The sequence below is a fragment of the Bartonella sp. B10834G3 genome (assembly GCF_016102505.1).
Lineage (GTDB): Bacteria > Pseudomonadota > Alphaproteobacteria > Rhizobiales > Rhizobiaceae > Bartonella > Bartonella choladocola.
In genome coordinates, this window is the sequence record NZ_JACFOM010000003.1 from 1 (window position 1) to 20,978 (window position 20,978).

The 20,978-nt window shown below is 44.0% G+C and carries 15 protein-coding genes; 6 read left to right on the top strand and 9 right to left on the bottom strand.

The annotated features are described in order from the left end of the window. A partial coding sequence (locus H3S94_RS09180; protein WP_198240877.1) for an inverse autotransporter beta domain-containing protein occupies positions 1 to 739 on the bottom strand: 739 nt, incomplete at its 3' end. A 677-nt stretch (positions 740 to 1,416) separates the two neighbouring features. On the opposite strand from H3S94_RS09180, the gene H3S94_RS09185 reads away from it, so the two are divergent. After that, the gene (locus H3S94_RS09185; protein WP_077992850.1) at positions 1,417 to 1,719 is read left to right on the top strand and encodes a DUF2218 domain-containing protein; all 303 of its coding nucleotides are present in this window, start codon (positions 1,417 to 1,419) and stop codon (positions 1,717 to 1,719) included. A gap of 448 nt (positions 1,720 to 2,167) precedes the next feature. Here the strand turns inward: H3S94_RS09185 and H3S94_RS09190 are convergent, their stop codons facing one another. Continuing rightward, entirely contained in the window at positions 2,168 to 3,130 is a 963-nt protein-coding gene (locus tag H3S94_RS09190) for a ketopantoate reductase family protein (protein ID WP_198240878.1), read from the bottom strand. 142 nt (positions 3,131 to 3,272) lie between these two features. After that, positions 3,273 to 3,569 (bottom strand): hypothetical protein, encoded by a 297-nt coding sequence (locus H3S94_RS09195; protein ID WP_198231364.1) that lies wholly within the window; start codon positions 3,567 to 3,569, stop codon positions 3,273 to 3,275. Between the two features lie 745 nt (positions 3,570 to 4,314). Between H3S94_RS09195 and H3S94_RS09200 the strand changes: the two genes are divergently transcribed. Next, entirely contained in the window at positions 4,315 to 4,866 is a 552-nt protein-coding gene (locus H3S94_RS09200; protein ID WP_077992859.1) for a DUF924 family protein, read from the top strand. A gap of 716 nt (positions 4,867 to 5,582) precedes the next feature. Here the strand turns inward: H3S94_RS09200 and H3S94_RS11910 are convergent. After that, entirely contained in the window at positions 5,583 to 6,677 is a 1,095-nt protein-coding gene (locus H3S94_RS11910; RefSeq protein WP_246786480.1) for a S24 family peptidase, read from the bottom strand. A gap of 96 nt (positions 6,678 to 6,773) precedes the next feature. Here H3S94_RS11910 and H3S94_RS12000 point away from each other — a divergent pair, with 96 nt between their 5' ends. After that, on the top strand, positions 6,774 to 6,899 hold the full coding sequence (locus tag H3S94_RS12000; protein ID WP_255520165.1) for a hypothetical protein: 126 nt from the start codon (positions 6,774 to 6,776) through the stop codon (positions 6,897 to 6,899). A 404-nt stretch (positions 6,900 to 7,303) separates the two neighbouring features. Here the strand turns inward: H3S94_RS12000 and sodC are convergent, their stop codons facing one another. The 5 genes from sodC to H3S94_RS09230 form a co-directional block, all read right to left on the bottom strand. Continuing rightward, positions 7,304 to 7,879 carry a superoxide dismutase family protein gene (gene sodC, locus H3S94_RS09210; protein WP_198240879.1) on the bottom strand — a complete coding sequence of 192 codons (576 nt, stop codon included), beginning with the start codon at positions 7,877 to 7,879 and terminating at the stop codon, positions 7,304 to 7,306. Positions 7,880 to 8,839: 960 nt separating this feature from the next. Then, a complete protein-coding gene (locus H3S94_RS09215; protein WP_198240880.1) occupies positions 8,840 to 10,456 on the bottom strand; it encodes an ABC transporter ATP-binding protein in 1,617 nt (538 codons plus the stop codon). A gap of 2 nt (positions 10,457 to 10,458) precedes the next feature. Continuing rightward, entirely contained in the window at positions 10,459 to 11,316 is an 858-nt protein-coding gene (locus tag H3S94_RS09220) for an ABC transporter permease (protein ID WP_198240881.1), read from the bottom strand. Next, the gene (locus H3S94_RS09225) at positions 11,317 to 12,258 is read right to left on the bottom strand and encodes an ABC transporter permease (RefSeq protein ID WP_198240882.1); all 942 of its coding nucleotides are present in this window, start codon (positions 12,256 to 12,258) and stop codon (positions 11,317 to 11,319) included. Positions 12,259 to 12,617: 359 nt separating this feature from the next. Continuing rightward, positions 12,618 to 14,246: a TIGR04028 family ABC transporter substrate-binding protein gene (locus H3S94_RS09230; RefSeq protein WP_198240883.1), complete on the bottom strand. Its 1,629-nt coding sequence runs from the start codon at positions 14,244 to 14,246 to the stop codon at positions 12,618 to 12,620. Between the two features lie 868 nt (positions 14,247 to 15,114). Here H3S94_RS09230 and H3S94_RS09235 point away from each other — a divergent pair. From H3S94_RS09235 to H3S94_RS09245, 3 genes are all read left to right on the top strand, one after another. After that, the gene (locus H3S94_RS09235; RefSeq protein WP_198240884.1) at positions 15,115 to 16,134 is read left to right on the top strand and encodes a VOC family protein; all 1,020 of its coding nucleotides are present in this window, start codon (positions 15,115 to 15,117) and stop codon (positions 16,132 to 16,134) included. Between the two features lie 680 nt (positions 16,135 to 16,814). After that, positions 16,815 to 17,588, top strand: a complete 774-nt coding sequence (locus H3S94_RS09240) for a TonB family protein (protein WP_077992876.1) — start codon at positions 16,815 to 16,817, stop codon at positions 17,586 to 17,588. Between the two features lie 1,856 nt (positions 17,589 to 19,444). Continuing rightward, a complete protein-coding gene (locus H3S94_RS09245; protein WP_198240885.1) occupies positions 19,445 to 20,767 on the top strand; it encodes an MFS transporter in 1,323 nt (440 codons plus the stop codon). Positions 20,768 to 20,978 lie beyond the last annotated feature (211 nt).

The following is a 20,978-nucleotide window of genomic DNA, read 5'->3' on the forward strand; positions in this document are numbered from 1 at the left end:
TGCGATGAATGGAGGTTTGTGTAAACGCAAGACTGTTGCCTTTGTCATAAACCGGCAACAACATCTCGAATTGCGAATTTTTTAACGAAAAGCCATCATCAACATTCAACTGGATGCGGGACGTGCCGAACTGGTTGAACCAGCGATTGATCTCGCCATTGGCCTTACCCGAAAAATATCCTTTGGCCATATTTTCCAGTTCACTGCTATGACCACCATTGGAAAGAAATTGCCCTGCCCGTGTTGCCAGCGAACTGATTGCACTATCCTGCGAGGATCCCGTTTCGAGATAATGCGCCATGTCATCAGAAACCGGTGACAGCGGAACATAAACCGTATCCCCCACCGTTACCTTGTCAAAGCCGTTCTTGAAGAAGCGATCCTGATTGAGACGACGCAACCCCTCAACACTCAGATTATAGCGTTTGGCAACATTATCCAGCGTATCACCGGACACCAGCACATAGGCGCGTGTCATCACCGGCGTCGAATAGGTATCATTTAACGATGAGCTACCATAACTATCAGGATTCAAACCTCGCGATTGATAATCACCACCCTGATAACCACCACCGTGATAAGAGTTGCTACCATAAGCCCCCTCATACTGACGATCACGGTTTCTCTGTGCTGCATCCGCCTGTGCGATCGTAAGAAGAAATGTCGAACAAATATAAAAGAATATTGTAAGCCACGAAATCGTTTTGTTTGCAAAACGACTTAAAAAACCACCCCTCATATTCAATCCCCGAGTTGAATATAATCGTAAAAACCGGTCCCCACTTGTTTTTACGACAGAAAACAAGAATCCAATTTGAAGGTTACCATCATTTTGAGTATTAATTCAATACTAATTAAAATGTTTTTATTTCGTTGATGTTGACGTTACGTTTTTAACGTCAACATAAAGGTTCACATTAAAACAGCAAACTTACTCAAAAATGCAATGTCAAACAACAGTAACGAAGTCCCCCGTTTACCATAAACCCGATTATTGTATATCGCCAGTTGATCTAAGGGTTAAATCAATCTCTGCACACTTTAAAGATGAAAATCTTCGGTAAAACTATGTTTATACCTGACGAATTGAGATGATATTCAACAATTCTCAACAGCTATCCAACATCTGTCGGAACCTGCTCATTATTGACCGGATGGGACAAGCCCACCCGAACGCAATTTTTTCAGTTTTTTAAATCATTTTTTCAGGCATTTGATGACTATTTTAACGGCAATAGCTGCCTGTTGCGGCTTTTTGATTGACTTTCAAGCCAAACAATTCGGGTTTTCAAAACATGTTTGATTGGAAATGTTTCGATCTCTTATCTATTTTTAGCCTTGCTTATAGTTGACGCAAATAAAAATACCTATCTAAAGTGCAAGACTACTGACAGGAAGATTCCGGAGGAAACTGAAATGACCATTCGTTCGCGTGCAATCATCGAGACAGAAAATGCTGGCAAATATCTTCAACAGCTTGCAAAACATTGGAGCCATAAATTTCCGGATCTGACATTTAATGAAAAAGAGGCTCACATCCCTTTTTCCGATGATGTTACCGTTGACATGTTTGCCGAAACAAACTCTCTCGTTGTTCAGATTGTGTCACCTAATGAATTTGAAGCAATCAAAATTGAAGGTATTTTTGACCAGCACCTTTTACGATTTGCTTTCAAGGAACAGCTTTCGATTGAATGGCACCGCGAAACATTGGCTTGACGGCTATTTGCAACAAAATTGATTGAAAGAGCAGGTATAAACCTGCTCTTTTGTTATTTGCTTTCCCGTTCGCGGGCGAAAACACGATCAATGCAAGATTTTCCCGTTGTAACCGGATTTCACAGTCAAAAAGCCCCCCTTCCCCGGTTGCTAGAGAACGATCAATGATGAGAATAAGGCTTTGTCTCTTCAAAGCGGAAGTGTGGGCAATTCCGGTATTCCTTATCCGGCATTCCTTATCCGGCAGTCCTTATCCGGCATTCCTTATCCGGCAGTCCTTATCCGGCATTTCTTATAAAGAGCCATTATAAAAGGAAGCCGATAGCCACCCCGCAACGTCTGCCATCGGAATTAGGATCGCATTCAACCCGCAGGCTATCAGCTTTCAAAACACCGCGCCGTTCTTTACAGCTTTCGGTCATACTGTTTCAGACTGTCAAAAAACCGCCTAATTTTTCTTATCGCGACCGGAAAGACGGCGTTCGTCATAGGCTTTGACATTTGTATAAGCGAGTGAAAGCAAAGGATGTGTAATGCCGAAATGCTTTGCCCGATTTAACAAATCACCCAAAATATGGTCGCCTTCGGTTTGGTGACCTGCTTCTATATCACGCAACATGGAAGCTGTTGCCAGTGACCGCGAATCTTTGAAAAAAGCGCTCATCTCGTCAATCTGTCCGGCGAGAAGAGGATAGCCGGAAGCCTTTGCGATTTCACCGTTTTTAACGAGAAAATCCATCATTGCTTCCTGCCCGCCCGGAGCGCGGTTGATTTCTCCGACATTTGCCCGCATCAAACATGTCATACCGGCAAGTGTAGCAAGCCGCACCCATTTGTTCCACATACGCTGTATGGCATTTTTTACGGCCCTCACTTCTACACCTTTGGCATTGTCAAAAAGACTGGCAAAGCGGATTGCACGTTCGTCTTCACCGACCTCTTGAGAGCCGAAAACTCCGATCGCGTCGTCGTTGAGGTGTAAAACAATGCCTTCGGCTGTCAGTGTCGACTGGATAATAACGGAACCGGCCAATACGTTATTTTTGTCGAACTCTTTATTCAAACGATCAATATGCGCCAATCCATTCAATGCCGGTACAAGAACGGTGTTTTTTCCCATAGCAGGACGGATTGAATCAATCGCGCTTTGAAGATCATATGCTTTGGCTGTAAGAAACACGTAATCGTAGGTTATACCTTGCGAAACCTGTCGGGAAAGCTCTTCTTTTGTAATGGTTTTGACTTGTGCTGTCAGATCGCCTGCCGGGCTTTTTATACGCAATCCATGTTCCTGAAGCAGTTTTTGTCTTGCCGGACGCACAAGAAAAGTCACGTCCCCTCCGGCTTCATGCAACCGCCCGCCAAAATAGCCACCAATCCCGCCTGCTCCCAATATTAAAACCTTTGTCATTTTGAATTTCTCTTCCCTTGGTTTGATAGTTTTGAAATTATTTTATTTGTCTAAATTACTTTTAATTATTCGGAACAGAATTCGCAAACAAAAACCCGGAGGAATGACCTCCGGGCTTTCAAAAATCGTAGCAATGATGAAATTACATGTTATGATTTACTGGCGAACCATCATCAAAATTATGCATTTCCTGATCGCTCACACCATGCCGGGAAACAGGAGAGTTCAGATGACGCCCCGGATAGTAGGAGTCCTCAACCGAACCATCGCCACGATAGAAATAGGCTTTATCTTTGCCTTTGAACTGCTCACTCGGAACGTTGGTTGAATGACCGATGACATAGTGGTTTACCCGGCTACCATCACCAAAACTATTACCGGCAAAAGCGCTGCTTACGCCCAATAGCAAAGCAGATGCGACAAGCATTAATCTTTTCATAATAAACTCTCCTTCTTTTTATTTTTATTTCCGGAATCCCCGCATCTGATCGGGTTATCCGTTTTTTTAAAAGACCGTTCAAATCGTCGACTTGATGAACATCTCTTGCTACTGACTTAAGAAACTAGCCGGCTGAATACTAATCACATGTCCGTTCAACGTTCACGGAATCGTGATTACAAAATTCCCTTTATTTTTTTGGGGTGAAAACTCGGCAGTTGCGAAAGACACAGCCTTCAACAAAATTTGACAAGAGTGACGCACTTTCAGGTGATAGATTGTTATGGTGCAATATTGTTCTATTGTAGTGAACCGGGCTTACCTGATGACTTCCCGTTCAGTCGCGCCCCCCCCGAAAATCGGGTTCACTGAAATTTGTCGGCAATCAGGTTTTGTGTCCGCGGAAGGATTATAAATGTTTTGCTAATGTGATGAGCACAAAGCCCAAATCCAATAAATAATTGTGAAATTTTATACAGTTAATGAAAATTACAACTTTATAATTAACATATATTTATACGACTAAAAATACAAAAATATTTTTAAAAAAATTCATAAAGTTTAGAATTTTTCAAATTAAAAATAGCAATAATCAATTTTCAACCTTTAGTGGAATTATAATTATTATTCTTTTTTGATAAATATAGCAGGATGTTAATTTTCCTCTTCCTATTATTATGAATCGCGTGCATGATAAGCTTATTGTTGAAATATTGGAAAATACCCAAGTTCGGGGTGCACATGAATGGGTGGACGGCAAATTGAACCACACGAGATAATCTTTTTTTGGCAATATGCCGGAAAAGAAAAATGGTTCGGTGAAGACGAGCAGTTTGGCAAAGAAATAAGTGACAAATATTTTTTACTTTGGCAAACGGCGCTCTCAGGGCGTTTGAGGTCATGGCAGGCAAGCGATGACGGCTTGCTGGCTTTGATTCTTGTATTTGACCAGTTTTCCCGCAACATGTTCCGTAATGATCCACGGGCTTATTGCAGCGACTATGATGCACTAAAAACCGCCCGTCTGGCTTTGGAGAATGAGACAGATCAACGGACTAATCCGGAATTACGCGGTTTTCTCTATATGCCATTCGCGCATTCGGAGAAACTTGCCGATCAGGAAAAGAGTATTGAACTATTTACTGCTTTGAACAATGCCGACCTATTGCGCGAAGCTGAAATCCGGCACGATATTATCAAACGTTTCGGGCGTTTTCCGCAACGCAATAAAATCATCGGACGCACCACCAAGCCGGATGAACAAATTTTTCTGAACAACCACAACATCAAAAGTTGATTGCCCCGAATTTACCTCTCCTTGCAAAATCAAAAAATTGTATAAATCTTTAAAGCTTGTCCCGATCAAAAAATTCATGCTGTCCACTTCGATCGCTTCACTTTTGATCTAAAATTATAGCAGTTGGAAAAGGAAATACCGGATGCAATGTGCCATAACCGGAACTCGCACCCCTGAGGCCGACCGGATAAACACCAATCAAGATATTCAAACATTCTGAACAGATTCATAATATAAAATTATCGAAAGTTTTGTAAAAACCCGCTTGATTCTATTTTTTGATACAAACGGACACCTTGCTGAACCGGAAATTCATAACCGGATCACGATAAAACGCACGATTATTTGCCCGCTTTATCATCGTGAAACAGATGAAAGTTCAAGATTCCTAATAGTGTTTTTAACACTCGTTCAACCGAATTATTAAAAAGCTGAATTATTCATTCGTAAACAATACGTTAAGAAAGAAATATGAATCATTTTATCAACAAAACATATATTTTTCCCGTTTGACTAAAACATAGATATTTCAAATTGTTATAAAAATCTGTTCCAGTAACAAAAAACTTCCCCTTTCACCGCCCTATCCGCACACAAATGATACAAATATGTGCGGATTTTTTTGCGGTCAAAAGGGGAAGCTCAATATCACATCCGATGCAATAAGCCTGAAAACCTGCTTGTGGTTATGCGAGGATTTATATTCGCATTAAACCTCAAGCGGCATCCGCGAATGATGAGCCGGAAAAGGTGATGGTGTGAACTGACAAAACCTTGTCATGAGGAAAAACAAGCTTCCGTGGCGGATTGAATTGTTCGAGTACAAGCTCTTTATCAGTATGATGAGAAAACATTTTTACAAATGCTTTGGGGGCAACCGAATTATCATCCGACATAACTTGCGCGACAACAAAATCACCTTTTTTCACACGCCTTGTCGGATCACAATAAACAATTTCTCCATCACGATAACGTGGCCACATCGTTTCTCCCGATATTTCGACAGCATAAGCGTCGACTGTCCGGATAAGTTGCGGCGGGCATGACACTTCATATAAAACATTGCCATCAAGATCGAATTCGCCATGTTCTCCACCGACCTCCTGTCCATAAACCGGCAACAGGCGGTTCTGCTCGAAATCGACAAGGCTGTCTTCAACGCTTTTCAAACGACTTTCATTAAAAGCTTCCAATGGCTCGTCTATGAGAACCGGTTGATAGATTGTTTTCATATTCTCTTCTCTTGAATGTTCGATGTTATTTTTTCCTTGTTTGTTTCGCGACTTTTTACCCTTTTTGACGGGGCTATTATCCGCTGGTTTCAGTTTTTTTCCCTTTTTGTTTCCGGTTGCAGATGGAACAACCCCATCTTCAGAATTTGCGGCTGCCATTTCCATAATATTGGCAGCGAGTTGTCCGGTGACTATTTCCGGCGGAATACGCACGGTGACACTTTCATTATAAGCCTCCTTACGATTGGCAAGAAGCCGCGTGCGTGCATCAGGCAAAGCCAATGCCCAAACTTCGTCGGGACGAATAGACGGTTTGCCCAGTCCGATCAAAACGCGGGCTATCTTTTCCGTCAGTTCAATGGAGAAATAGTCGGGTGTAAAAGCATTTTCGTCTTCATAGCTTTCGATTATATCAGCGCTCGCAACACCAAGGCTTTTGGCCATATCAATTGTCGACAAGCCCGCACGTTCCCGTAACTCGCGCATTTGCGATGATACCGAAAATAAGTCACGTCCCATAAAAACGCCCATTGTTTGCCTTTCCCATTGTCTGCCCTTCAATGTCGATAAAGCCACCATTTAAAAAACATAATCCTTATCCGTGGCATGGTGTTTTTCGATTGTTGTTTGGTTATAGAACGGAATGGAACGAACTATGTTCCAAAAGAGATTATTATGTTGCATAAAAGCTTGAAACGGGCGGTCATGAAAACCGGTGAAGAAAGTCGCATCATATGCAAGCTTTACCTCATGAAACCGGCATTCAAAAACGCTCACAGCCCGTTAAAAAACAACGGTTAGAGTGACAGTGTCCATCGCTTCATTAAACCGGAAACATCGCTTATACTGAAAATGTGGGCTTCAATCTTTGTTTGCTTGACTGACTTGTCGAAAAAATAGCCGGAAAATGGTTGCGACCGGTAATAATAGGCCAGAATTGTGCAAAGATGAAAGCCGATCGTGCTCTGAAAGGCGATCTATGGCACACAAATAGCCTGTCCGGAATCGCTATAACCGAATTACAAAATCATGCTTGTCCACGTTTCATGCTTAACGATATGTGTCGTCGCGGATATTCCATGAATTTTATAGCTAAATCACTCGGCTGATAAACGCGCGGAATTTCTGTGTCCGTTTGTTGGTAAAACAACGAATAGACAATGGTAAAAAGGCTCTTTCAATCAGAGCCTTTTTACAGTGCGAATTTAGCGAATTACGCCGCAACCGTAGCGGGCGCCCATACTCTCCATCTGGTCGGGAGCATCAGAATAGTTGTCTTGTCCGGAGTGGATCATGAGCGAATGTCCGCGCACATCGTCCAGCTTTTTCAATTTTGGCGCCAGAACCGGCAATGTTGCATTGCCCTTCTCGTCCACGTAGAGCGGCGGCAAATCACCAAGATGACCATTATCATCCCATGGAGCAGAATGGCGGTTGGTGTTTTGTGGATCAAGATGGCCACCGGCAAGCCCGGCAATGTCGACTTTGCCATTTTTACTTGCCAAACCACAATCAGGATTGACGTGAATATGAAATGCATAAAGCCCAGGCCTCAGTTCCTTCAGCTTCGGAGTAAACACGAGACCATAGGCACTTTCGGTAATGGTGACTTCGCCCATTTGATGGCCGAGACCATTTTCGGTTGCGCGATAAATATCAACAGTTAAAGATTGTGGAGATTGCAGAGAGGCTTTCGCACTACTTGCACCAAAAGCTGCCGTAGATAGCGCAAAGACCGTCAATGGCAGGGAAAGAGCCAAGACAGGCACACATCTTTTCATGGAAAAACTTCCTTAGATAACTAACCCCGAAGGTAAATAAAAATTTCGTAAAATATCCTCAACGCGGAAACGGGTGCGCACATATCACCCCCAGCGCAACAAATTTACACATCGTTTTAGCTATATTACTTTCTGCCACCATATAAATCACGATATGACGCGAATAATCTATGCTGGCAACCCGTTATAACCCTTAATTATACCGGATTCAAATATCAGAGTTGCCTTAAACACGATATTGTCAACAGTTTTAAATTTTTATTCCGGAAATAGCGACTTTTTCGATTAGAATAACCTATTTTTTCGTCTAACTTTTAAACAAAAATTTCTCTTTTTCTGACGAGAAACAGTCTCTAAAAACCCGCTCTTTTACTTATAAAAGTATTTTAATTTCAATATGTTGTTCTATTTTTTTGAATCAAAATTCACAAACTTCTGCTTCACAATATCGTCAGTGAGCTGCGCCCGCTTTCCAAATCCGTCCAATATGGAGATCTCGCATTCACGATGAAAGTCGCCCACAACCTCTTTACATCTTTGCCGAGGAATAGCGTCATCAACATATATCGAGAGGTTCTGCCAACGAGACCGGCAGAATAATTCTTTTTGCTTGAAATTCGATTGTTTCGTTCTGTCAATTTCAGCCCGATAAAAGACCGATATGTGAAGGTAAAAACCTGCATGGAGGCATTACCCTTATTTTAGAAAAGACAGCGCAAAAGACGGTTGTCTAAAACCTATTATGGAAAACTTGATTGCTGAAACCGGTTGATTGATAAAATTCCGAAAAATATTAAACGATTCGACGCAACCACTATTATTCAAAAAGCCGCAAAAAGTTTCCAAGCTGTTGTCTTTTCCTTTTGATGAAACGGCTCGCATGGTCATATTCATCCTATAACGGTCGGGCAATGATTTTTAACCTATAATTGTCGGAACGATTGGAACTCTGCTCGTTATTTATAATTGTGCTCCCAAAAGCGATTGATGAAGTGCGTTTTTCTTACCCGGAATAGCAGCGATAAGATCTCGCGTATATTTTTCACGTGGATGGGTAAATATCTGCTCGACATCACCGCTTTCCACCTCGTGGCCGTGTTTAAGAACCGTAACACTGTCGGATATCTGGCGTACAACAGACAAATCGTGACTGACGAAAACGTAAGTCAATGTATATTCCTGTTGCAAACGGTCGAGAAGCGACAGTATTTGAGCTTGCACTGTAACATCCAGCGCCGAAACCGCTTCATCAAGAACAACAATATCAGGATTGAGAACCAGCGCGCGAGCAATAGCAACTCGTTGACGTTGCCCGCCTGAAAGCCCTCTCGGCAGGCGGTCAAATACCGCTTTTGGCAATTCCACCTGATCGAGGAGCTCCATAACACGGGCGCGCCGGCGCTGCTTGTCTTCGTGGGGATAGTTCAGCAACGGCTCTTCGATAATTTTGCCAATCGTGTAACGCGGATCAAGCGAACCGAACGGATTTTGTGAAACAAGCTGGATACGGCGGCGGAAATGGCGCAGTTCCTCACCTTTAAGATGAACCATATCACTCCCGTCGATTGTAATTGTCCCGCTAGCCGGTTTGATAAAACCACAAAGCGCACGGATTGCGCTGGTTTTTCCGGAACCGGATTCGCCGACAATCGCATGGGTAGTGCCGCGCTTAACGCTGAAAGATAAATCTTCCACCGCCCGAAACGATTGTTTACCCGCATAATCTATCACCAGATTTTTAACTTCAACAATCGTTTTATCATCGTGCCATTTTTTCCCGCGTGCCGGAACATGCGTTAATGACGGATCATTGGCTACAAGCTTTCTGGTATATTCCTGTTCGGGCGACGACAACACAATCTGGCTTTCACCGGCTTCTTCCACACGTCCGTCTTTCATGACAACGATTTTATCGGCACGGTCGGATGCGACACCAAGATCATGCGTTACCATAAGAAGCGAAGCGCCTGAATTGACGCGAATATCGTCGATGAGATCGAGAATCAACTTTTGCACTGTTACATCGAGAGCGGAAGTGGGTTCATCCGCAATGATAAGTTGCGGTTTTAAAGCAATCGCTATAGCAATCAAAACACGCTGTCGCATTCCCCCTGATAGCTCATGGGGATATTGTTCTGCACGACGTTCCGGTTCATCAAGCCCGACTTCTCTCAAAAGTTCAACCACGCGGGATTTTATAAGATGTGACGGGCAGGCTTTATGAATGCGAAAAATTTCGCCAATCTGCTTGCCGATCTTCATCAACGGATCAAGCGAAGAAGAAGGATCTTGCGGGATAAGGCTCATGACTTTTCCGCGTAATGCTTGAAGTCGGGATTTTGAAAAGCCTCCGAGATCCTTGCCGTTCAGAAAAATTTTTCCCGTTTCGATGCGGGCATTCGGTTGCAGAAGTCCGAGTATTGCTTGTGCGGTTGTGGTTTTTCCGGAACCGGATTCACCAACGAGTGCCAATGCTTCACCACTTTCAAGCGTAAACGAGACATTATGCGTTACCTCGTTCCAACGCCCGTTATCAAAATAGGAGACAGAAAGATTTTGTACGTCAAGAAGCGGCATTTTCACCACCTGCCCTTCGCGCTAAACAAGCGGCTTATGCGATTGAAACTCAAGACCACGGCAATTGTGACCAGCCCCGGAATTGTCGTCAACCACCAACCGGTCGCAATATAATTGCGCCCCTCGGCAATAATAAGCCCCCATTCCGGTGTTGGCGGCTGGACACCGTACCCAAGGAAACCCAATGTGGCGATTTGCAACAAAGCATGACCGAATTGCAATGCAGCATAGCTGATAACCGTATAAAGTGCATTGGGCAGGATATGTCGCCATATGACTGCAAAAAATGTTGCGCCCGAACCATAGGCTGCCTCGATATAATCAAGGCTTTTGATACGCGCCACTTCGGCACGCATAAGTCTTGAAAATCCGGCCACAGAGGTAACCCCGACAGCCACTGCGATCTGTAAACTCCCGAAACCCATAAGCGTAATCACACTGAGTGACAAAAGCAGCGAGGGAATAGACAAAAGCACATCGACAATGCGCATGATGATTGTGTCGACAAGGCCGCCGATACTTCCCGAAACCAGTCCCAGAAAACCGCCGAGAATGAAACCGAAAAGAACCGCTGCCAAAGCACCGGTTAGCGAATGCACCGCCCCATAGACAATACGAGCGTAAAGGTCACGCCCCAATTCGTCGGTTCCGAAAATATGTGTGAAATTCGGAGCAACGAGATGCTCTCCAACCTCGTCAACCGGACTATATGAAGTAAATGCCCATGGCATAATGACAAATAAAAATGCAATAACCAGAATGGCAATAGCAATGACAAGCCCCGGTTCCACTCTTTTAATGGTTACGATTTTTGCCTTTTCCGGCACATTTGAAACGTCGATAAAGTCGGTATTGCTCATTTAACGCCTCCAGCCTTTTTGTTTCAGCCGCGGGTCGATTAACGGAAAAAACAGATCTATGACGAGATTGATGAATACAAATGCCGCAGATGATACAATGACGATGGCCTGAAGCACGCCAACATCCTGCGAACGTACCGCCTGTTCTGTTATTTTGCCGATACCGTTCAAACCGAAGACAGTCTCCGTCACCACCGCGCCGCTTATCAGTTCGCCGAACAGCAGCCCTGCAATCGTCAAAACCGGCAGTGCACAATTGCGCAGACAATGACAAACAAGAATGCGAAGATGTGACGCGCCTTTCGATTTCAATACCATTATAAACGGGCTTAATTCGATTTCATCAAGCGAACGCATCAGAATTTGTGCAAGCGGTGCAGAAATCGGAACGGCTAAAGCCGCAACCGGCAATATCATTGCTTCAATGGGACCCGGAACAATGACGGAAATCCACCCTAAATAGAACGAAAATATTTGCACAAGCAGGATGCCCAGCCAAAACAACGGAATGGCGAGAAAAAGACCGGGTAGGCCGAAAAATAAATTTCTCAAGCCCTGAAACGGCGAAAAACTGAACAAGAGAGCAATCAGAAAAGCCAGTATCAGCGCGACCAGAAATCCCAAACCGGCAAGTTTCAAAGTCGCCGGCAAATTTGTAAGAATAAGGTCGGAAACCGGAACCCCTGCTTGTACCGAATAGCCGAGATCGCCATGCAAAAAATTACCTATCGTTTTGAAATATTGGATAATTTTGGGTTCATCAATGCCGTAATTGGCGCGCAGATTGGCAATTTCAGTGGCGTTCAGCCCATATTCGGGGTTAAGAAACTTGACTAAAATCGCGTCGCCGGGGAGAATTTGCAACAAAATAAAGGTTGCAGTGAATGCCGCCCAGAGAACCACAATGGCTTGTAAAAGACGATAGAAACCGATTTTGAGCATTATAAACCTTCGGGCTTTGTGCTTTACTCTCACCAGTTTTCCAACTTTTAACGAGAGCTTTTGTTAAAACGCACCCTGATTTTCCTTAAAAAGAAATCTTCACTTTTCATCAAAAGAAATGTTCGACCGCTTTTTTGAAGAAAGTCCGGTGCCATTATTTTTGTCGGAAGCCTCATCTTGAAACTGTCATTCCGGCAAAAAATTTGCTGATCTCTTCCCGTTCGACAAAAGTGTTTTTAAACCGGCTTGTTAAACGGGACATTTCAAATCAAGGTTCGATTTGCCAGCCGGTCAATTTCGCGAACCGGCAATGCGACAGGCTGGCAATTTCGCGACCATGCTACTTTTTCGCGATCATCCTACTTTTCTATCCAGCTATTGTAGAAACTTGGACGGCCGACAGATTCAAAACCGATACCCTTGACTTTTGCGGAGCCACCATAAACCTGCGGTTCTTCAAAGATAGGAATGGCATAGGCCTGATCGAGAATATAATCGGTTGCTGCAATAAGTTCGGCATTGCGTTTGACCGGATCGGTTTCTGCCGAAATGTCTTCCAGTTGTTTGTTCAGCTTATCATCAACAAAACTGACGACTTTGTCGCTCAAACCGCCTTTTTGCAATAAAGCATCACGATTCTTGGGATAAAACAGGCTTTTCAACACGTCCGGATCAGCACGCCCGACCATATGTGGCATCACCGGAGTTTTTTGCGGATCAAGATTGTCGATCACTGCATTGGTTCCATCAAATGTTTTGACATTCAAAATAACGCCGACGCGCTTCCACTGTTGGGAAACCAATTGCAACATGGCTTTGTTTTGTGGCTGATGGATCGCCTCATAAGCAGTAAGCACAAGCTTTTTCCCGTTTTTTTCACGAATACCATCCGCTCCTGTTTTAAAGCCGGCTTCATCAAGGAGTGCCTGTGCCTTCGCCTGATCGAATTGAAGTTTTGCACTTTGGTCGGAGTAACCGAAAGCATTATGTGCCATGATAGATGTGGCCAGCGGATAATTTGATGAATAAAGCGTTTTCAGAATTTCCGGACGATTGGTCGCAAAACGCAATGCCTCACGCACCTTCAAATCGGCTACAAGCTCGTTATCGGGGCGAAAGACGATCGAATTGTTGATACCGCGAGTGCCAACCGAATAGACGATATTCCCCGACTTTTTGACGCGATCTTCGTCATAGGCTTGCAACTGCCTGATAAACTGCGCCTGACCGGCAATCAATGCGCCAATACGCACGCTGTCTTCCGGAACAGTCAGATATTTCAATTCATCGAGATAAGCGCGTCCCTGATGGGGTGATTTTTCCGGCGCCCAATTATAATCCTTGCGAACCTTCAAAACAATTTCTTTGCCAAGCGTTTCACTGTCGACATAAAATGGGCCGGTACCAATTATTTTTGTGGCATTTCCCATGGCGTCAAAGGAAAGTGCCAATGTTTTTGGTGAAACAATTCCGGAATTGATCGTCGAGGTTGCCTGCAAAAACCCCGGTGAAGGACGTTTGAAGTGAAAACGCACTGTTAAAGGATCAACAACTTCACTATGGTCATAATTGTTTACCACTTCCGAAACCGGTTGGTGCAAATCCTTATTGCCAAGGCCATAGGTGTCGAAGTTTTTGGCAACAATTGTCGCGTCAAGCGGCGTTCCATCCGAAAAGGTTACGCCCTCGCGCAATTTGAATTCATAAACGGTTTTATCGTCGTTGAACGACCAGGATTTGGCAAGCCATGGCTCGATTTCGAGCGTTTGCGGATTTTGATATGTCAAACGATCGGTTATCTGGTTGAGAATACCGCCATTTGTATAAGTACCGGCAAGTGGTGAATAGAGATTGGTGTGTACCTGTTTGTCGAGATAAATCAGTGTGCCACCTTCTACCGGTTCTGCTGCCTGAAGCGCCGACATACCAACAGAAAGGACAGAAACAACAGATGAAGCAATAAGAAATTTTTTGAACAAATTTTTCATTTCGGTGCCGCCCTTCAAATCGTTGCGCCTTTATTGAATTCGTCAATATCTTCAAATCCGGTTGCTTCGGGAAACGTCGTTTTGTTCTTGCACTTGCGACGGGTTTTTATCGCTCTCATGCACCCAATGGCCGACCGGTTTGAAAATTCACTTGCCCCCAAGAATAAAGCTTCAATTGAATTTTTGAACAGATGCCACTTTTGAACTTTTGAAAAACTTAAAAAATTATTCTTTTTTGATTAGAAAGATTGGAAATTAATACTCGTTAAATTTCAACTCTATGAAAAATTGAAAATGGTATTTCCGACCTTCTGTTTTTTAAAACTCCCCGCCCTTATTTCCGTTTCAGAATGCGAGATCATCATAGAGCTTTCAAAATGTTGTTTTCTTTTAAAAACTTCCGGTATTTCTTGTTAAAACCCCGAACTTAAAAAACGGGAAGAATGTTTTGTGCAAAAAACGGGATTGGTGCAAAAATCGGGATTGCCAAATGGAAAAGTTTCCAATCGGCAAATAACCCGCGTTATCATCAATTCTACTTCCTGAAACGGGCGCACATCCCCATTCACCGGCTCCGCGCTTTCGCCATTTTATTGCACTATAATACTGTTCTATTTGCCATATTGTCTTCGGTTTTTCTCATGAGAAAGCGCTCATAAGACGAAGCTGCGACTTCATCAAAGTTAAAAAAAACGGTTGAGCATGGAAATTCTGACGAAGAATAAAGATTTTACGATATAAAATTTTAAAACCCTGCCTGTGTTGAGGAAAATTTACCAGAAGTCCGCGCTATTCGGCACATATTTAGCTCGGCGTTTTTGCAAGAGTCGTGATATTTTTTAAAAACAAGCGCAATCAGGGTGAAACAATGTCCCAACCGATCAAGACTTCAAAGACAGACAAAAATTCAAAGACCGCAGAAACTTTAAAGGCCGCAGAAACTTCAAGGGCCGCGACCGGTCTGAAAGCAGAAAAACAATCAACGCCGGTCAATGGATCAATATGCGATTTGAACCGCCATCCGGTTCTGGGCATAGATCATGTGTTCATATTGGCAAGCGAACTTGAAAAAAACGCTGATCGCTTCCGCCGTTTGGGATTTACTTTGTCACCCCGCGGTGTTCATAGCAAAGAACAAGGAACAGCCAATTATACCGTGATGTTTGCGGAAGATTATTTTGAACTTTTAGGCATTGTCGAAGAAACACCGGCCAATCGCGACAAGAAATATAACCTTGAAACATATGGCGAAGGACTTTACGCCATAGCCGGACGTATCGCGAATGCAGTTAACGCGAAAAAAAGTCTTGCCGAATTGGGTTTCGATGTGACGGATGTGCAAAGTTTTTCCAGACCGGTAAAGCTGCCTGATGGAAAAACAGGGAGAGCCGCATTTTCGACAATTGCTTTCGAGCAAAACGAAGTGCCCAATGGGCAAGTGTTCATGTGTGAACAAAAGACCCGCGATATGGTTTGGCGTTCTGAATTGATGACACACAAGAACAGCGCCATCGGCCTTAAATCGGTTACTATAATCGCCTCTGAGCCGGAAGAGATTGCACAACGCTATGCACGTCTTTTCAGAGACGGAAGCGTAAAGAAGGAGGCTCGCGAATTTATCGTTACAACCGGAAAAAATTCAGCCACTATTCGTGTCCTGACAGAGGAAACCTATAAACGCCTTTTTCCGTCCTTCAAGGTGGAAAAAATTGCACGCCACGCTTATGCCGGACTGTCTATTCATGTAAAAGATATTGGCACGGCCAAACATGTGCTTGAAGAAAACGGAATCACATTTCAACAGGAAAATAACAAAAATATTGTTATCGCACCCGATCATGCAGCCGGTACGGTTTTGGAATTTGTTGAAAAAGACCGCGCAGACTAAATCCTTCCCAAACAGATTTTACAAATGCTGCTTTATCGCGCCGTGAAATAGCCTGTTTTCCACAGCGAGTCGGAGGAGATTTCCTGACGGCTCGCGAAATTTTTTCCTTTTCCCGCTTTTAAATAAGTGATTTCAAGGTTGTAAGGGGCGGTTTTTGTGCCGGACACATGGCACAAATGCCGTTTTTTCCAGCCTTTCCGTGTCAATTCCGAAGACAAAACCGCTTGACAAGGATTACAAAATATTTAAGTTGATTAAAAATATCATGTATTTTCCGGTTATCCCTGAACGCATGGATTTCAACCGTGGGCTTAAGGTAACTTTTAAAAAACATGGATTGAACCTGAGTTGTTTTATCTGGTTGGAGCAAAACTGACAGAGCTTCATTGTTAAAGGCAAAAGGGCAAAGGCTTTTTGTTTTGCGCTTTGTTTTGAAACACGGGAGTTGTCGCACTTGGCTTTCAAGGAGTCACACTTTTGAACGAGAGCCACCTTCGGGAAGGACAGAATGTCCGATAGTGGTTCGGGATTGAAATGATGAATAAACGGGTTGATTGGTCATTCCGGCAATTCAACTATGAAAAAACCGGAATGAGGAATAACAGTTTTGCTTTCTTGAACGATAGGACAGTTCGGGCTTGAAACAATCACCCTTCGAGCTTTCGAGTTGTAGCGTATAAATGACCAATTTAGAGATAGACGAACCCAATAATCTGCCGCTGTGGTTGGGGGCAACCATTTTCGTTCTCGCCGTTTATGCAGGATTAGGCTATTGGGCAAGTACAATGCGTGGCGACCCGAATGTTGTAAGGGGTGGTGCAGAAGGCATCATGCTGGAATTTGCCGAAGAAGCAACGGCTCCCGATGTAGAAACGATTTCCGAAGTTATCAAAGAAGAAATGGTTCAAGATCAGGAAGAAGAAAAAGAAGAGCCGAAGCAGGAAGAGGAAAAGCCGCAACCGGAGCCTGAACCACAAAAATCGGAAATGGTTGAAGAGGTTAAGAAGCCCGAACCGAAAAAAGAAGTCAAAAAACCGAAAGTGGAAGCCCGTAAAGTAGAGCCGAAAAAAGATGTCAAAAGGGGTGATGTAACGCAAAAAGCATCGGGGCCGGAAATTGTTGCAAAAAGAGGCCCGACCTATGCAGCCCCGACAACAAACCGTGTGTTTGGCGGTAACGGCAGACTTGTTTCATCGTGGCAAAACAAAGTTCAACGCCGTATTGCGCTGATTGCTGCGCGCACAAAAAAACCTACAACCAACAGTCGTTCGACGACCTATGTCACTTTCAACTTTGACCAGAAGGGCAATATTACAAGCGCACACACGTCGCGTTCATCCGGCGATGCGACAATTGATGATCTGGCACTGCAAATTGTCAAGAAATCAAGTCCTATCCCGACCCCGCCTGAAGGTTGGAACAGTTCTTTGACTGTGCCGGTCGAGGTACGTTGACTTGTGTCCCGTCCGGTTCAGCGGCTTTCCCGTGAATTGCTTTTCTCGAATGATATGGAAAGCCGATGCTCTGGCGAAAAGAAAGAAATCAAGTCCTATCCCGACCCCGCCCGAAGGTTGGAACAGTTCTTTGACTGTGCCGGTCGAGATACGTTGACTTGTGTCCCGTCCGGTTCAGCGGCTTTCCCGTGAATTGCTTTTATCGAATGATATGGAAAGCCGAGGCCCTGGCAAAAAGAAGGAAATCGAGCCTTATCCCGACGCCACCAGAAGGTTGGAACAGTTCTTTGACTGTGCCGGTCGAGATACGTTGACTTGTGTCCCGTCCGGTTCAGCGGTTTTCCCGTGAATTGCTTTTCTCGAATGATATGGAAAGCCGATGCTCTGGCGAAAAGTTGGCGAATTTTGCACTTGATAGCTAACGAAATTTCTTTGTTTAACGGTGGATCAATAGTGCCAAATTTTGCGCTATCGGGTTGGGAATTTTCCCTATAATGGAATTTCCGGCTTTCCCTCGTCATAACCCGTTTTTTAAAATCTGCCTTTTTGTTGGCTCAACTTGCTTTGAACATTAACCGGAGAAGCAATATAGACGGCCTTCACTCTACCCTGAGCTTTACCCTGCGCTTTATCATGCGCTTTGCATGCGCTTTATCCTGAGCTTTACCCTGCACTTTATTTTGAACTTTATAACGAGTGCGAGCTTCTTATAAGAAATGCATACTGCTTCAATTGAAGCCGCTCAGACTTCGGGCAATGTGCAAAAATCAAAAACACAAACCTCGTCGCTCGAAAGAGCATGAACTTTTAATGGAATATTCAGGGCTTCACCCCGTTTTTTCATTATCAAATACGAAACCCGTTTACGACTTTCATGATTGACTTGACGCATGAATTTTTAGCGCCCGCATTTATTTCTCTCCACTTTTTGCCAACAGTCGAGTTTCAGGTTTCGGCGCCCATTCTTTTTAAAAATGAAATATGTTCATTCGCGCCTATTAAAATAGGTTCATTCGCGCCTATTTTGCCACCGACAACGGTAATGGAGCTTGCCTACCACCACTAAAGTTTCTTCCGGCTTTCGGAAAACTTCCCCGCTGTTACGTTTGTTCGATTCTGCTTTTAATTTTTATGATAGGTCTCGCTCACCGGCTTTACTTTATTAACTTGGTCACCGAATTGTCGTTAATGAGCGCGGTCGCCTGCTTATCATTGATCGTTATACTCGCCCGCTTAACCGCTTGCGAAAGCGTTATTTTGATCGTGAATGGCTAAACTTTTGTTTTCGTGTCTCTCCGTTTTCACCAAGATTTGTTTATCCTTCGACCAATTTCAGATAATCATTCGCCATTAGATATTCATTCGGCGCGTTCATGCCCGTTTTCTGGCGTTTCCGCTTTTTCGGTTTGTTTCATACCTTTATCGTATTGATATATCAGCCTTTTTATTCTGTTCGAGCGCTCCGCACGGACCCGATTTTCGCGCTTGTTTCTACAGATTTATTATGTTCCTAACGGTTTTCTCCAATTTTGCTTCTCTACCGCTATTGTATTCAATTTTCGTCTTCCATTAGATGTTATTATCATTTATAGTATTACGCCACTTCGGCCAGAAGAGCTGGTTCATGTCTCAGGTTCGTTCATTTTTGCTTACCGGTCGAGATTATTGAACACAGTTACAAATAAAAATATTTTTTTAACTTGGGGTTTATTCGTTTTACTTATTTATAATTATTATAAATTTAATTCAATAAATAAAAATTGATATAAAAATAGTGTTTACAAATTTTTACAATATTATATTAAATTGTTTCTTTGAAAATTACACTTCAAAACTTCAACTGGGAAGAGGATATAATGGATCTGATTTCGCGCGTACAGCGTCTACCACTGGGGCGTTTTCATTACAGATTATTGCTGGTAACCGGTTTAGGCTGGATGTTCGATGCTATGGATACCGGCCTTATCGCATTTATCATGCCACGTTTATCGCAAAGCTGGCAGTTGGCGGCGCCGGAAAAGGCGTGGGTTGTCAGTATAGGATTTGTCGGAATGGCCATCGGCGCCGTATTGGCCGGTGGCATAGCCGACCGAATTGGTCGAAAGACAGTTTTTGCAGCAACACTTGTTGTTTATAGTATTGCGACCGCCTTATGCGGTCTTGCACCCGATCTGACATGGCTGCTGGTGTTCCGGTTCGTTGTCGGCTTCGGTCTCGGCGGGCAATTGCCGGTTGCCGTCAGTCTCGTCAGTGAATATGTTCCGGCACGCGTACGGGGACGCTTCATCGTTTTGTTGGAAAGTTTCTGGGGCGTGGGCTGGCTGTTGGCTGCGCTTATCGCCTTTTTTATTATTCCGTCTTACGGTTGGCAAATAGCCTTCATCATTTGCGGCATACCGGCACTCTATGTGTTCTATATCTGGCGCAAAATTCCCGAATCCATTCCCTATCTCATTAATCGCGGGCGCATTGAGGAAGCTCATAAAATCGTATGCCAACTCGAAAAAGAAGCAGGCATTCCGGTGGTGGAAAAAATCGAAGTTGCCCCCGTTGCCGAAAAGCACAACGTCTCTTTCACGCAATTGTGGTCAAGTGGTCTTGCCAGACGCACAATCATGCTATGGCTCATATGGTTCGGCATTGTCTATTCCTATTACGGTATTTTCACATGGCTCCCCAGCCTTTTGGAACAACACGGCTTCAGCATAGTCAAATCATCCAAATACACGTTGATCCTTATTCTGGCACAGCTTCCCGGCTATATGGCAGCAGCCTGGTTGATTGAAAAACTTGGTCGCAAGGCTACTTTGTCCGGCTTTATCGCTGCTTGTGCAATATGCGCTTATTTCTTCGGACAGGCGTCATCGGATGGCCTCATCATTTTGTGGGGCTGCTTGTTGTCGTTTTTCAACCTCGGTGCGTGGGGTGTTCTATATTCATATACGCCCGAACAATATCCGGCCAATATCCGCGCTTTCGGTTCCGGTTGGGCTTCCGCCATCGGCCGGATTGGCGGTATTGTTGCCCCGATGGTCGTCACCCAAATGATGACAGCAGGTGCAGCCGCATTTTCCAGTGTGTTCATAATGTTCACCGGAGTACTCATTGCGGTTGCGATTGTCATCATCGTTTTAGGGGAAGAAACGCGAGGCCGCACACTCGAATCCATCAGCCGGTAATCCGGCTGTTACTGGAACCGGTAGCCAAGCTGTCACCAAAACCGGTCGTGCGGCTCTTCGGTTAAGAACATTTTTAATCCGGTTTAAAAAAACGGGCAATAATATAAGCGGAACAACAACATGCTTCCGCTTTGTTGCCCGTTTTTTCTTGCCCGTTTTTTCTTGTCCTTTTTTCTGACCTTTTTTCTGTCTCGTCTTATCCTGTCGGTTT